We start from the raw sequence: 13693 nt of genomic DNA on the forward strand, positions 1-13693 counted from the left end.
CGATGGGGTGCAGGTCTCCAATGCGCCTCGTCCGAGGGAGCCGGGCCAGCCGATAAGGCAGGCCCGGCCGATCCGGTTCAGAGAAGGTTGGTCTCGACATTGATGTTGCCGTGCGTCGCCTTCGAGTACGGGCAGATCTCGTGCGCTGCATCGACCAGCGTCTGCGCAACCTCGTGGTCGACACCCGGCAGGCTGACGTTGAGGCGTGCACGCAGGAAGTAGGAGCCGCTGTCGAGGACCAGGTCGATCTCGGCGTCAACCGCCGGTGCGGTCGGGAGGGTGATCTTCCTTTGAGCGGCGGCATGCTCGAGCGCGCCCATGTAGCAGGCCGACCAGGCGGCACCGAAGAGGTTTTCGGCGGCTGGGTGCGGCTGTGACAGCTTGAGGTCGAGGAGGCCGTCGCTGCTGCGCGTCCCGCCGTCGCGGCCGCTCGTGTTGTGGGTCTTTCCGGTGAACAGAACCTTGGCAGTCATGGCACTATCCTTTCTGAACAATTTAGATCGCATCCGATCAATTCGGATGCGATCTAAATAGGCTCAGGAAAGGGCTATGTCAAGCACTTCCGATTTAATCGGATACGATTTATATTGAGTGCAGCAACGTAACCCTCGGAGAAGCCCATGCCCCGCCAACCAAGACCGAAGACCACCGACATGCCCTCCAAGTCCCCGCAGGGCACGAGGGAAGGCAAGAAGCTTTCGAATTTCCTATGCTTCGCGATCTACTCGGCGAACTTGGCCTTTAATCGCGCGTACAAGCCAATCCTGGACAAGCTTGGCCTGACGTACACCCAGTACATCGCCCTAGTGGCGCTGTCCGAGGAGAACAACCAGACCGTCAGGGCACTGGGCGAGAAGATGTTCCTGGAATCCAACACGCTGACGCCCATCCTCAAGAAACTTGAGTCGATCGGCTACATCCGACGTCAACGTGACCCCGCCGACGAACGGCAGGTGCGGGTGAGCCTGACGCCCGGGGGCCGCCAACTGCTTGAAATGGATCCGGGCGCATCGCTGGTTGAAGCCACCGGACTTGGCGAGGACTTTCCCGCAGCGCAGAAAACTGTGGCAAGCATCCGTGACAACCTCCTGCGTGCCACGCGCGCTGAGCTGGATGCAAGCGAGTGAGCAACCTGCAACCAGCGGGTCATCCTCTGTGTAGCGCAGGCAAAGCCGACGATCCCAGTAAAAATATCTTTCGCCTTACTGTCGGCTCATAGCGGGCAGCGGCCGTTCGCGGTCTTGGGACCGACCACCATGGAGCACACCTCAGCATGGCCGGTTGCTCGCCGAACCACTGAGAAGTATCCTCTGCGCCCAATCAAAACGTCGGTACGTTAGTTATGAAAGAACAAAAAACCCGCCCAAGTGGGGCGGGTTTTTGCGTTTTAGTCGGCGCAGGCAAGGAAGCTGCATCTCTGATTGTCGCGAGCGATGCAGAGCTATTTGTGCATGTGCACTTGCCCCATCCCTGGTTCGCCAGTCATGGCAGGCACGGTGAACGTATGCGTCACCGATTGTCCATTTAAGATCCCGTGGTTAGCGTCGACCAAGTCGATCTTCACCTTGTGCTCGCCGGGCGGAAACCCGCCTACGTCGATTGTACCGTTGTCACTCGCATCCGCCCACGTCCAGGGCAGGTCGTCGACGGTGACGTGCAGATGCCCGATGCGTGGGGATACGGTGAGGGCGCCCGGGCCGAACGCCTGTACAATACGCACGTTCTCCACCCGGTACTGGGACAGGAATAGGCCCTGGGCCACCGCCTGGGGAAGCGGTGGGTCCATAATCAATTTGGCAGGGGGCTCGTTCTGGATGGGGACACCAAAGGAGGTCTCGAACGGTGAAGGGCCGCGGAACTCCCTTGCGCTCTGAGCGAAGGCGCTCGTAGCGAGCATAGTTCCAGCGGCCACAGCGGTAAGCGTCTTGATGAGTAGGGTCATGTCACGAACCTTGGCAGTCATAGCAAAATCCTTTCTGATTAGATTAGATCGTATCCGCTTAATTCGGATGCGATTGAAATACTCCTTGGAAAATCCTATGTCAAGCACTTCCGATTTAATCGGATGCGATTTATATAGAAGCCGAACAGCAAAGGCCTAGAAATACCCATGTCCAAGACACGAACAGCGAAGACCCCAGACCAGCCTGGATCCCGTTCCCCGAAGGCCAATGGAGAAGGCCAAAAGCTTGCGAATTATCTGTGCTTCGCGATCTATTCCGCGAATCTGGCCTTTGGCCGTGCGTACAAGCCGGTCCTGGATAAGCTTGGCCTGACGTACACCCAGTACATCGCCCTGGTGGCGCTCTCCGAGGAGGACAACCAGACCGTCGGGGCACTGGGCGAGAAGATGTTCCTGGAATCCAACACGCTGACGCCCATCCTCAAGAAACTTGAGTCGATCGGCTACATCCGACGTCAACGTGACCCCGCCGACGAACGGCAGGTGCGGGTGAGCCTGACGCCCGGGGGCCGCCAACTGCTTGAAATGGATCCGGGCGCATCGCTGGTTGAAGCCACCGGACTTGGCGAGGACTTTCCCGCAGCGCAGAAAACTGTGGCAAGCATCCGTGACAACCTCCTGCGTGCCACGCGCGCTGAGCTGGATGCAAGCGAGTGAGCAACCTGCAACCAGCGGGTCATCCTCTGTGTAGCGCAGGCAAAGCCGACGATCCCAGTAAAAATATCTTTCGCCTTACTGTCGGCTCATAGCGGGCAGCGGCCGTTCGCGGTCTTGGGACCGACCACCATGGAGCACACCTCAGCATGGCCGGTTGCTCGCCGAACCACTGAGAAGTATCCTCTGCGCCCAATCAAAACGTCGGTACGTTAGTTATGAAAGAACAAAAACCCGCCCAAGTGGGGCGGGTTTTTGCGTTTTAGTCGGCGCAGGCAAGGAAGCTGCATCTCTGATTGTCGCGAGCGATGCAGAGCTATTTGTGCATGTGCACTTGCCCCATCCCTGTTTTGGGCTTGGCAACCATGGGAGGCACGGTGAACGTATGCGTCACCGATTGTCCATTTAAGACCTCGTGGTTAGCGTCGACCAAGTCGATCTTCACCTTGTGCTCGCCGGGCGGAAAACCAGCTATGTCGACTGTATTGTTGTCGCTCGCATCCGCCCACAACCAAGGCAGGTCGTTGACGTTGATGTGCAGATGCCCGACGCGTGGGGACACGCTGAGGGCGCCCTGCCCGAACGCCTGTAAAAGACGCACGTTCTCCACCCGGTACTGGGACAGGAATTGGCCCTGGGCCAGCGCCGGGGGAAGCGGTGGGTCCATAATCAATTTGGCTGGGGGTTCGTTCTCGATGGTCTCGAACGGTGAAGCGCCGCGGACCTCCCTTGCGCTCTGGGCGAAGGCGCTCGTAGCGAGCATGGTTCCAGCGGCGACAGCGGCAAGCGTCTTGATTAGCAGGGTCATGGCACTCCTCCTTTAAAGCTCTGATTGAACTCATTGAAGGGTGTAGGTCGTACCATTGGAGTTGGCAGCGATAGGCATGCCAACGGCGCAAGCAGCGGTCGGATCGGCCGACCACCCGTCATGCTGATTACACTTCTCAGGCTTGGGATGCTTCTTTCGTCAACGCACAGACGTATTCTTTTGCTAGCGTTGATGATGCGCTCTTGGGTGAGCAGGGCGACCGCACTGTGTCTCGCGTGAGCGCACTGAGGCATTCTCGCAGAAGAATGATACTTGGTAGCTCTGTCAAAGTCAATAAGCGGGATCACTGCATTCGCAGAAATTGTAGCGCCCATCGCAACCATTTCGCTCCGCAAGGTGGCAAGCGCTGATCGCAACGTGGATACGTGCCCTAGCTGCTCCGATCCCAGGCTCCGAGCTTGTGACGTGAGCCGACGCCCGCGTGGGTCAACCCGAGATATAGAGTGGAGGTGTCTGACCGTCCGCTATCTGTCATCAATCAGACGCTTGAGCAATGCGAGCGTTTGTTCGTTAATTCAGATCAGATGCCCAGCAGGAACGGAGCTTTAGGACAGATCAAGGCGTCGCCGGAGTTCGGACAATCTCGCATCGGATGCGGTCTCTTGCGTCTGCGCCAGGACGTCCAGGACCGGCTCGATGCGGTTAGGCCACGCCGCCGTGTCCTCACCGAGCACAGCCCACAGCAGATCGAGCGTCGCGGACGGATGCGCGATGGCAGGATGCCCATCCGGCTCTAGGTCCTCTAGGCACAATCGGAGCGGCGCATCCCGTGTGGGCACGAGCCTAGGCAGGATCAGTTGAACAACGCTCGGCATGAGGTCGCCACTTGCCAGCGCAAAGTTCGCCAAATGTCCAGATATTTCCGGCGTGCGCAGGGCTCGCTGCTTAGGCCAGACATGGGCGAAAAAGGGTTCGACCCGGTTTCTCAAATTGCTGTCCGGCTCTGAACACCATTGCTCAAGTTTCCAGAGGAGCCGCTGGCGGAACTGATCATCAGCGTGGATCAGGACTTCTCTCAACTCTATATCACTGACCAGGGGCTCGTCCGATGGGGTTCTCAAAGCCCAACCGTGTAGGAGCAGTCCGGCGAGAACCGTGCTCTCCTCGCGTCGACGCCGTTGCCGAGCCGTAGCACGTTTAACCAGCGTGCCCTTCAAGGAAGGATAGAGCTTTCCTGAAACGCTCGGTGACCACATGATGCCATCCCAGATGGCATCGCCATCAGGTCCTTGGTCCGCCACATGCGCAAGCAGATGCTGCGCAGTCCAGTGGGGATCAACCGCGTACAGCAGATCCAATCGATGAGCCAGCATGACCAGCGCGTGCCGCCGCATGTCTCCTGGCAGAGCAAGTAAGTCCTCAACGCGATGGGCCCAGTCGCGAGGAAGGCCACCTCCCACCACTAGATTATTCTTGGCAAGACCCTTGCCCAGGAAGTCATATAACTTTCCAACCGGCGCATTCAGGGCGTCATTTGCCCAGGAGCGATCATCGCGGTGACGTGGCTCGGTCGCAGAGGCACGAAGCGCGGCCATCAAAGCTGCCCACAGACTCGGAAGCACGCCTGCCGCATCGCTGTAAAACCGGTCTGCAATCGCTTCCATCCATTCGGAAACCGGATAGGCAATGTCCTCAAGCTTGTCGGGGGGCAACCTGATCAGACGTTCGGCAATCGCCCTGATCATCCGAACTCGATCACGGGTTCGGCTTTCGGTGCGCAAAAACGCAGACCAAGCCCATCGTGGTGCATCGCCAGACCGTGCCGCGTGGGTTAGAGCCCCTAGAGCGAGTAATGGCTTGTGCTCAGCGAGGCCACGAAATGGATCACGTTCTGTTCGTGCGGCAGGATCAAAGCCCCCAAGGGCCTTCGCGAGACGGAGAATGTCCGGCCTTGGAGTCTCAACGAGCGGGCCCGGGCTGCTATCCGTCGGAACCGAGTAGACCTCCGACTCATGCCAATCGGCCGCCGTGTCACCGCTATCGGGCGTCCATTTCGGGGCGGCCGCGCCGAGTGCACGCAGGGTCTCACTGATGTCAAAGCTAAACGTCACACCATGGGACGACAACCAGTGCAGTCGGTCCAGCCGGGCGTGTGTTCTCGCTTCTTCACTTATTTTAACGTCCTCAGGACGAGGACGCGACCCTGTCAGGAGTCGGCGTTCTAACGCCGCGCGGTCTTCCGGGTTAAGTTCCAACCAGCGATCCTTCAGCGCGTACAGCAGGTCACGTTGGTGCGCGAAGCCCCAGAACGCCTGCTCAGAAAGTGTCAGAATCACCGCTCCAGCTTCGCGTGCATTCAGGAGTCCGGTGCCTGCTGCCCAGATCCGCAAGCGTGCGAAAACGAAATCGTCCTGCGTCGGCCACGAAAGAATCTGACTGAGAGCCGCCTCGCGGTTTACGCTCGCGAGGCGGGTCACGAGTTTCTGAAAACGGGCAACGAGACCTGTCAGGCCATAATCCGAGCCCGTCGTCTCGGAACTTCCCTCTGGCCCACGACTCGGCGAAAGGTAGACCCAATCGGAGCTGCCGATGTCACGCTCCAGTGCAAGCGCAAGATCGAGGTTGGCTCGAAAGCACTCTACCGCATAGGGCAAGAACTCATCCGGCACGGAGACGCCCTTGTGCGGTCGTGGATAGTCAATGTGGGCGTGAATGACGTCATCAGGCGGCCCCTCGCTTGCCCAGAGAAGAGGATGCGCGAGGCTAGAAGCAGGACCCACGATCAGCTTGGGACGGTACAGGTGGACAAGTTCACGGACGAGAAAGTAAGTCCAACCCTCCTGCTCGCCTCTTTGTTCGATGTCGTACCACCGCATCATCGGGTCGACACGTTGATCGCGCCACGCAGCAATAAGCAGTCGCCATCCGCGCAGGATTGCATCGGGGAAGCGTTGAGCTTCACGGAGCAAGCGCCATTCGATGTCCCGCGTGATCGCGGGGTGTAACCCAGGCTGCTGGGCGGCCCACCATAATGCGACAGGTTCGTGCGCTGTTTGGCGCACCCACGTTCCAAGAGCGAGCAAACGAGGCGGAAGGTCCGCGTCGAAGTGACTGGAAGATCCGCGTATCCCGTACCGAAAGCGATGGAGCCCCTGCTCTCGGTCTAGGAGGTTCGGCACCAGAACGTCGAGTGCCTCCGAAGGGACGTCTCGCTTCTTAAAGATGTCTTCAGGGTCGACAGGCTGAGGTGACGGATCGCTATCGAGGCCGAGAGCGTCAAACGGATCGAAGGATGTCAGATTTTCATCTTCCGAGCCGCGCCGCTCCGGGTTGGCGTATCTTTGGGCCGGATCGGCGACGAGTATCCATTCGGCGCGGAGCGGATGAGCCGCCGTCGTCAGGCGGCGAGCCCCTTCGGGGGTTGAAAAGATATGGGCGACCTGTCCGCGTTCGTGCGGCCTGAGGTGTTCTGGACCAACTGCCGCTCGGGAAAGCACCGCTTCATGCCATTGTCGGGGGTCTCGAGCCCGGTCTGCCCAAGCCGAGAGCGTATCCCACAGGAGCGTAAAGCCCTGGCTGGCGTCGAACGGGATGGCTTGAACGCCCCGATGCTCCCAGAGGGCGATGGCAGAACGTTGCTCACCGCTCTGGAAGGCGTAGAGTCTGTTGCGCGTACCAGCGGTGAGGTTCAGCCCCTCCAGAAGATACTGCACGGGCGGATCGTCAGCTGTGTAGCCAACGAAGAGAATCTGGTACCGCGACAGGAGCCTCTGGATGAAGCGCGTTGCCCAACCCACCGAGAGATAGGCCCGGCCGAAGTCGGCGCTTGAGACGACGAACTCTTCATCCTGCGCTGCTCGATAGTCAGCATCGACACGGCCATGCAGGTGCACGATGCCACGAAAGTCACGGTCACTGTGGGGATCGGGCAGGTTCGGCGGCCCGGCACTGGGCAAGGTAGGGTCGCAAGCCTCAAACAGAAGATCGAAATTTGTCGTGACCAAGCGGGTGACGCCGTGCGTGGTGGCCAGATTGAGCAACACTCGGTGGGTGTCGAACTTGGCGTCAGGCCCAGGCTCGATGGCTTCCGCAACGGCCGCCCGAACGTCTGCCACCTCGAATTCCTGCTCAAGAAGTCCGAACACCCGGTCGGTTGCGACGAGGCCGCCGACATCTGGCATTGGCTTGATCTCAGATGCTTTTTTCAGCAGGGCACGGGCGCGACTGTTCTGAGCCGCGCCCAGGCTTTGAATGACCCGGTCGGCCAACACGGGGAAATTCGGGAGTTTCGCGCTCTGCTGGCTGACACCGGCTCCGCAAAACAAGATGACGTCGCCAGCATCGCGAGCGACGAGAAGGTCATCGGGTATGTCTGGGCCGTTCGGGAAAAATTTCATGTCAGGACGGATCGAGGTTGCGGCTTGCTGAATGGCTGAGCATCGTTCTAACCCGCAACTGCGTCAGACGATATGAGCGAGGGCATCCTCATCCACAGTGTCACGCCGTCCCGACAGCTCTCCCCAATCGATTCGGTGCTATGCTCGCTCCCATCGCGACGTTCGTCCCGAGGAGGTGTTCATGCCCCGACGAGCCCTCACCGTCGTGTCCGGCGGCAACGGCCACGACCCGCACACGCCCACCGCCGAGAGTCGTCGCCTCGTTGTCTTGGGCACACTCAACAATCTTTCTCTCGACCGCATCGCCGCGCTCGTCGGCATCAGCCGCGCCGATCTGAAGCGCCATTACCGCAACGAAATCGACAACGGAACCGACCTCGCCCTGATCGAAGCCTCGAACAACATGTTGTGGTTGGCCCACCAGCGCGCCGACCTGGGCGTCAGCCTGAGAGCCAACCAGGCATTGCTCGGCCCTCGCGTCCGTTCCTGGCGCGAGGCGGCCCCGGCCCCGAGCACCAGCGAGTCCGACATCAACGACATGAATCTGGCCGAGATCGACGCCGAGATCGCCCGCCTGGAGCGCGACATGGCCGCCGCCAAGGGCACGGCCGGGGAGGCAGGCAACCAATGACCCTGTGCACACCTCTCCGCACCCGGCCCTACGACGGCCGCGAGCCGCTCGATCCCACCCTGCTCAAGATCGCGGCCACTGGCCTCGTGCCGCTCGATTTCGTTGCCCGCCGCCTCGGCATCGACGGCACCGAGCTTCTCGCCCGCCACGGCTACCTGCTGATTGAGGAGCGGGACCGGCTGAAGGGCGAGCTTCTCGGACGGTTCATCGACAATCCGCACGCCGATCCCATCACGCTCCTGGCCCTCACCGACGCAGACTGGGCCCTGTCAGGCCGCGAGCGCCTGCGCCGGGGCTCCCGGGCATGGTCGGCCTCGACCCTGCTGCAGCGCCTGCTGGCTCCCAGGAAGGCGAAGGGCGGGAGGAAGGCCGGTCCTAGCCCCGGCACGCGGATGACCTCCACCGGCACGGTGCTGCGCTCGATGCCGACAGAGCGGGACCGGACACCGGTTCCTGTCCCGGCTCCTGCCGTGAAGGCTGCTGGGGAATGTCCTTGGTCCCTCGCCGAGATCGACGCCTGCGCCCTGCTCATGCAGGTCACCGAGGCCGAATGGGCGGACGTGATCCGGCTCTCCGGCCGCGAGCCCTGCGAGACCTGCGGAGGTGACCTCCGGGCCTTCGTGCATGAGCGGGTGCTGGAGAACCTTCTCGCCGCCTTCCGGGGCCACAAGAGCCCGCGTGTGCGGTTGCTCGCGGGCCGCCTCTGGCTCCAGCACCAGGGGGAAGACGTCAGGCTCTGAGGAGGCTCTGAGCGTCGCTTTCCGAACAGGCGAGACAGCGAATCTCAGCCGCCGGGACTGTCGGGTGCGTCCTCGATGACCATGCTGTCCTGTTCGGGATCGACGTAGATCGGACGCGCTCGCGGTCGTGTGTGCATGGCCACCGCCGCCATCACGTGCACGTAAGCCGCCGGATCGGTCTCGGCGAGTTTCTCCAGGGCGGCCCTACCGTGCGTCTCCCAGACCGCGTGGGCATCGGCGAGAAAGCGGGCTGGGAACTTGTTGGGCGTGCCCTTCGGGCGTCCTGGCCCCGGCCGCTGACCGGGCAGGAACCGGCCGCCCGGCCCGCGCAGAATCAGGGCCTGCTGCTCACGGTCTGCCACCGGCTGTCTCTCCTCGTGTCCGCTGCTGATCGGTCACGATAACATGGGCCTGAAGGCCGTGCTGGAGAGCGTCAGCGCGATACGACTGTTAGGCCCGAGCGCCATGTCTGGGGCGAGCGCGCCTCTCTGATGAGGTCGGCGAGAAGGGCGCGCAGGGTGATGGGACCGTCGCCGTGCTTGAAAGCGATGACCTTGTCAGGGGCGACGCCACGGCTGTGGTGCAGCACGCTGGCGGCCTCCAGATGCGCCTGCCGCGAGGGCCAGGATAGAAGCTCGTCGCTGCCCCATGCGGCGAAGAAGAAGCCCCTGCGGCTTGGTCTCAGGGTGATGACGAGATCGGCTTCAGGGCTCATGAGGTAAGGTGTCCTCGTGCTATTCAAGTGTGAAAGGGACTGAAGGTGACGGCTCCAAGGTCCCATTCTGTCGCGGGGTTTTCAAGGCTTCCGGCCATCCGCCTCTGACCGGATGCGACGGGTCGGACCGGTCTGGAAATCGTCCCATGGCGCCGCTGCTGGTCCCGTCCGACCCCACCTGACACCCATGCGTCGAGGAGCTGACGCAGCCGCGGCAAGCAGGGCGGAGGGCCTGAGATCGGGCTTCGGATTAGGCCCTCGATCCGCGGCCAGAACAGGATCACGCCTTTCATGGCGAACCATGCCGTCCCGCCGGGTCTAACCAACATCGGAAGAGGCCGAGAGGGGTTCGATGCTCTCCGCAGAAGACCCAGCGCGACGATCAATCATCGCCCGGCTCCCGCTTCATCTCCGCGTTTTGCGGAAAAATCCAACCTCGCCTCCTCCGCGACCAACCTCCAGCCGCATGGTTGGTTGACGTACGCCAATGCAATCCCTCGACATTACCAACCTAACCAACGTAACCAACCTATATGTCGAAGACTTACGGGGCGCACAAATGCCCCTACAAGGGTGTGCCGGAGGGGCGCGAAAACACACACCTCCAAGGAAACGGATAGGTTGGTCGGCTAGGTGGGTTTAGAAGCTGAGCTGTTCACCTTCGGGCGGGATCGGCACGCGCCTGAAGTAGCCGCGCACCTGCTTAGGCTTGCCGGGGATCGCCATCTTGTTGTTGCGCGGCGGCCGCTCCCAGTTCAGAGTCTTCATGACTTCGGCGAGCCGCATGGCGTCGTTCCGGGTTTGCTGGCCGACTGGAATCTTCAACACATGGGCGAGGAGATCCTCGCTAGCGACCCTCTCCTGTCCGCCCACAACGTGGATGATCTGGACGTTTTCGTGTTGGTACAGTTCGGAATTCCACACGCTGGCCACCTTCGGAATGTTCGCCAGCGCGTCCTCCCACGGATCCTTGACCCGCCGCTCCTCCTGCGCCTCACCGGCCGCCGTCCACAGGTCTTCGTCCAGGACCAAGCTTTCCCCCTTGCTCTGCCAGTAGGCGGCCTCGCCCCAGAGCTGGAGACGATCCCGCTTCAGCTTGTCCAGGTCGATCCGCGCCAGGATCTTCAATGGCCAGAAGCGCCGGTTGCCGGTCTGCGACTGGAGGTAGGTGTCAGCGTTGGTGGTGCCCACCTCGACGGAGTGGCGCGGCTGGCTCTTCCAGTAATGGCCGTAGGCCGGTCGTGCCTCGTCGTACCGCTTGCTGGCAAAGTTCTTGACCTGCTCGACCTCGGCTTTCTTCATGCCGCCCAGCTCGGCATTCTCATGGATCCAGACGCTGGCCAAGTTCTCCTGCACCTCGCGGCTGTCTTTTCCGATTATGGCCGCGTCGGAGAAGTTGTCGTCGGACATGGCGAGCAGCCGCAGGGCTGTGCTTTTGCCGAGCCCCTCCTCCGATTCCAGGACGGGAATGGTGTCGAACTTGCAGCCGGGCTCGCGCACGCGGGCCACGGCAGCAATCATGAGCTTGCGCATGGCCGCCCGGTTGAAGGGCGTGTCCTCCGTGTTGAAGTAATCGACGGCCATGCGGTCGAGGCGTTCCTCGCCGTCCCAGGCGGCTTCGGCTTCGGCCAACATGTCAACGACCGGGTCATAGCAGTGCTCGAGCGCCAAGGATGTGACAGCGTCGCGGACATGCTTCTCGGTCAGGTCGAACCCGAACCGGTCCGACAGGATCGTCCGCAGGCGCACGATGCCGTGGTCGGAGATTTCGCCGATGAGCCGGTGAAGGGCGTGGTGGAAGGAGTCGCTCTGGTAGCCGAATAAGAGCTTGTTGTGAAAGAGGTCGTTGCGGCACGCGACTCCGATCGCCGTGATGGCGAGGCGGGCGTTGTGAAGCGAGGGCTTCGGATGTCGGCTCTTGTAACGCTCGCGCCAGTTCGGGACCGGGATGCTGTCGGGCTCGCTGGGGTTGGGTCCGTTCGATGACGTTGCCGTGCCCGGATGATCCGGGCCGTTCGGCTGCGGCTCGTCCCGGCGTGGGATGACCTTGTGCCGCTTGGCCAGCCTGGGATAATCGTCAGGATGCCTAGCGCGCGGCATGATCAATCCTCGTCGGCCCAATCCCCGTTGTCGGGGGCGATGTTGATGGTGACGTCGGCGAATGCCGCCCAGCGATCCGCGCAGGCCCTGGCCGCCGTCTCGCCTGCCGCGCCGGGATCGGCGAAGACGGTCAGGCTGCCGACCCCGGGCAGCACCGGAAAGGATTTCAGCGCACCCGCAGAGCCTGCCGCCCAGACCGGTTCCCAGCCCGATAGGCGCACGGCGAGTGCCGTTTCGAGCCCCTCCGTAAGGCCGCAGCTCTGCTCGACCCGCCAGTCCGGCGAGACCTTCATCACGAGCCCGGCGACCGGGCCGAGCATCATCTTGCCTATCTTCGAGCCATCCGGGTTCAGGCCGATCCGGTGAATAGCGGGCGGCGGCTCGCGCTCGTTGGGGTCTCCGCGCGGCCGCTGGAACGCGATCAGCAGGCAGGGCCGCCGGATCGTTAGGCCACCGTCGTCCTTGCCGAATGGACAGCTCGGATGAAAGCGCAACAGCCGCAGCCGCATGTCGTCGATGAGGATGAGCCTGCGCCCGGTGAGATACATCTCGCCCAGAGTGCCCTTGGGATCGACGCCTTCGCGCCACAAAGTTTGGGCGAAGGCCGAGGCGCAAGCACTGTCCCGGCGAGCAGCGCGCATGGTCTGCGGCGGCATTGGGCCGGGCCACGCGCGGGCTTGAACCGGCACGCCGTCTCGGCGCTGCAAGCCGAGATCCTTCGCGATCTCACATGCCGCCTCGATCTGCGACAGGCCGTGCAAGTAGGCGTGGAGGCTGATGAAGTCGCCGCCTCTGGCCTCCGACGCGAAGTCAGCCCAGCGTCCGGTGCGCAGGTTTACCTTGAACGAGCCCGGCCTGCGGTCATTCCGGCGCGGATTCCTCGCCACCCACTCATGCCCCTCGCGATGGCCGTCCGGCAGAGCCTGCCGCACGCGCGCCTCCAGTCCCGGCAGGCAGGCCCGGCCTAGGGCGGCGAAATCGTTGTCTTGGCTGGTCCTGATCGTCATGGGCTTCACCGAAGGTCTCGGGAAGCCGCAGGTGACGGATGGACGTTGCCGGGGTAGGATTGTTCCGTGAGACGATCCTTCCCCGTCGCGGCGCTGCCCATCAGCCTGCGGCGGGTTTTCTCGTTCAGAGGCTGTGGCCGTTGGGCTGCCTGGGCACGGTGTCCTCCCAGTGGCCGACTCGGCGCTGTCCGACCCGGACCGGCGGCGGCAGGTAGCCGCTCTCCTCAAGGCGCATGATGGTGCGCTCCGACACGCCGAGCCGCTCGGCGAGTTGCTTGCGGCTGACGAGCTTGCGGGGATTGCCGTTCTGGGCGGTTGGGCTTGCCGTCTTGGCGCTCATGCCCGCCTCCGCTCAGCCCAGCCGCTGTCAGCAAGATGCTCCACGAACGGTCGCTCCCGCAGCCATTCCACCACGTCCGACACGCGCCAGCCGTGAAGGTTCGGCGCGAGGCGCACGGGTGGCGGGAACGTACCCGCGTGAACCATTTCGACAAGGGTCGGCGCGGGCAGGCCGGTCGCCAAGCTCACCGTCTCCCGGTCGATGGCGCGGTCGGGAAATCCCGCGAGCAGCAGATTGATGACATCGCGAGGCAAGGGGATTTCCCGACCGGCCATGCTGTGCTTTGCACCTTTCCTGGTGTCGGTCATACGGGCCTCCGTTGATCGAAGACCTCACCCTGCCAGAACCGGAAACCCCTTTGACCGGCACAACCCGAA

Annotated in this window: 14 protein-coding genes; 4 read left to right on the top strand and 10 right to left on the bottom strand. The window is 62.3% G+C overall.

From position 1 onward, the window contains the following. Positions 1 to 77 precede the first annotated feature (77 nt). Positions 78 to 473 carry an Ohr family peroxiredoxin gene (locus tag ACD578_RS10530; RefSeq protein WP_404292862.1) on the bottom strand — a complete coding sequence of 132 codons (396 nt, stop codon included), beginning with the start codon at positions 471 to 473 and terminating at the stop codon, positions 78 to 80. Between the two features lie 180 nt (positions 474 to 653). Here ACD578_RS10530 and ACD578_RS10535 point away from each other — a divergent pair, with 180 nt between their 5' ends. Then, positions 654 to 1127 (top strand): MarR family winged helix-turn-helix transcriptional regulator, encoded by a 474-nt coding sequence (locus ACD578_RS10535; protein ID WP_404293779.1) that lies wholly within the window; start codon positions 654 to 656, stop codon positions 1125 to 1127. 314 nt (positions 1128 to 1441) lie between these two features. On the opposite strand, the gene ACD578_RS10540 is transcribed toward ACD578_RS10535, so the two are convergent. Beyond that, positions 1442 to 1963, bottom strand: coding sequence for a DUF6130 family protein (locus ACD578_RS10540; protein ID WP_404292864.1), 522 nt, complete (start codon positions 1961 to 1963; stop codon positions 1442 to 1444). Between the two features lie 147 nt (positions 1964 to 2110). Between ACD578_RS10540 and ACD578_RS10545 the strand changes: the two genes are divergently transcribed. Then, positions 2111 to 2620: a MarR family winged helix-turn-helix transcriptional regulator gene (locus ACD578_RS10545; RefSeq protein WP_404292866.1), complete on the top strand. Its 510-nt coding sequence runs from the start codon at positions 2111 to 2113 to the stop codon at positions 2618 to 2620. Between the two features lie 313 nt (positions 2621 to 2933). On the opposite strand, the gene ACD578_RS10550 is transcribed toward ACD578_RS10545, so the two are convergent. After that, positions 2934 to 3425 (bottom strand): DUF6130 family protein, encoded by a 492-nt coding sequence (locus ACD578_RS10550; protein WP_404292868.1) that lies wholly within the window; start codon positions 3423 to 3425, stop codon positions 2934 to 2936. Between the two features lie 566 nt (positions 3426 to 3991). Beyond that, positions 3992 to 7783, bottom strand: coding sequence for an SIR2 family protein (locus tag ACD578_RS10555; RefSeq protein WP_404292870.1), 3792 nt, complete (start codon positions 7781 to 7783; stop codon positions 3992 to 3994). A 181-nt stretch (positions 7784 to 7964) separates the two neighbouring features. Here ACD578_RS10555 and ACD578_RS10560 point away from each other — a divergent pair, with 181 nt between their 5' ends. Continuing rightward, the gene (locus ACD578_RS10560; protein WP_404292872.1) at positions 7965 to 8414 is read left to right on the top strand and encodes a hypothetical protein; all 450 of its coding nucleotides are present in this window, start codon (positions 7965 to 7967) and stop codon (positions 8412 to 8414) included. Continuing rightward, positions 8411 to 9154 (top strand): hypothetical protein, encoded by a 744-nt coding sequence (locus tag ACD578_RS10565; RefSeq protein ID WP_404292874.1) that lies wholly within the window; start codon positions 8411 to 8413, stop codon positions 9152 to 9154. Before ACD578_RS10560 ends, ACD578_RS10565 begins: the two co-directional genes overlap by 4 nt. A gap of 44 nt (positions 9155 to 9198) precedes the next feature. On the opposite strand, the gene ACD578_RS10570 is transcribed toward ACD578_RS10565, so the two are convergent. The 6 genes from ACD578_RS10570 to ACD578_RS10595 all read right to left on the bottom strand — a co-directional run bounded on the left by ACD578_RS10570 (position 9199) and on the right by ACD578_RS10595 (position 13624). Further along, positions 9199 to 9516 carry a hypothetical protein gene (locus ACD578_RS10570; protein WP_404292876.1) on the bottom strand — a complete coding sequence of 106 codons (318 nt, stop codon included), beginning with the start codon at positions 9514 to 9516 and terminating at the stop codon, positions 9199 to 9201. Between the two features lie 71 nt (positions 9517 to 9587). After that, entirely contained in the window at positions 9588 to 9869 is a 282-nt protein-coding gene (locus ACD578_RS10575; RefSeq protein WP_404292878.1) for a hypothetical protein, read from the bottom strand. Between the two features lie 639 nt (positions 9870 to 10508). Then, positions 10509 to 11969, bottom strand: coding sequence for a VapE domain-containing protein (locus ACD578_RS10580; protein ID WP_404292880.1), 1461 nt, complete (start codon positions 11967 to 11969; stop codon positions 10509 to 10511). A 2-nt stretch (positions 11970 to 11971) separates the two neighbouring features. Next, positions 11972 to 12976, bottom strand: coding sequence for a toprim domain-containing protein (locus tag ACD578_RS10585; protein WP_404292881.1), 1005 nt, complete (start codon positions 12974 to 12976; stop codon positions 11972 to 11974). Between the two features lie 124 nt (positions 12977 to 13100). After that, positions 13101 to 13316 carry a helix-turn-helix transcriptional regulator gene (locus tag ACD578_RS10590; protein ID WP_404292883.1) on the bottom strand — a complete coding sequence of 72 codons (216 nt, stop codon included), beginning with the start codon at positions 13314 to 13316 and terminating at the stop codon, positions 13101 to 13103. Beyond that, positions 13313 to 13624: a helix-turn-helix transcriptional regulator gene (locus ACD578_RS10595; RefSeq protein ID WP_404292885.1), complete on the bottom strand. Its 312-nt coding sequence runs from the start codon at positions 13622 to 13624 to the stop codon at positions 13313 to 13315. Before ACD578_RS10595 ends, ACD578_RS10590 begins: the two co-directional genes overlap by 4 nt. Positions 13625 to 13693 lie beyond the last annotated feature (69 nt).

The sequence above is a fragment of the Microvirga sp. RSM25 genome, from assembly GCF_044784385.1.
Taxonomy (GTDB): Bacteria; Pseudomonadota; Alphaproteobacteria; order Rhizobiales; family Beijerinckiaceae; genus Microvirga; species Microvirga tunisiensis.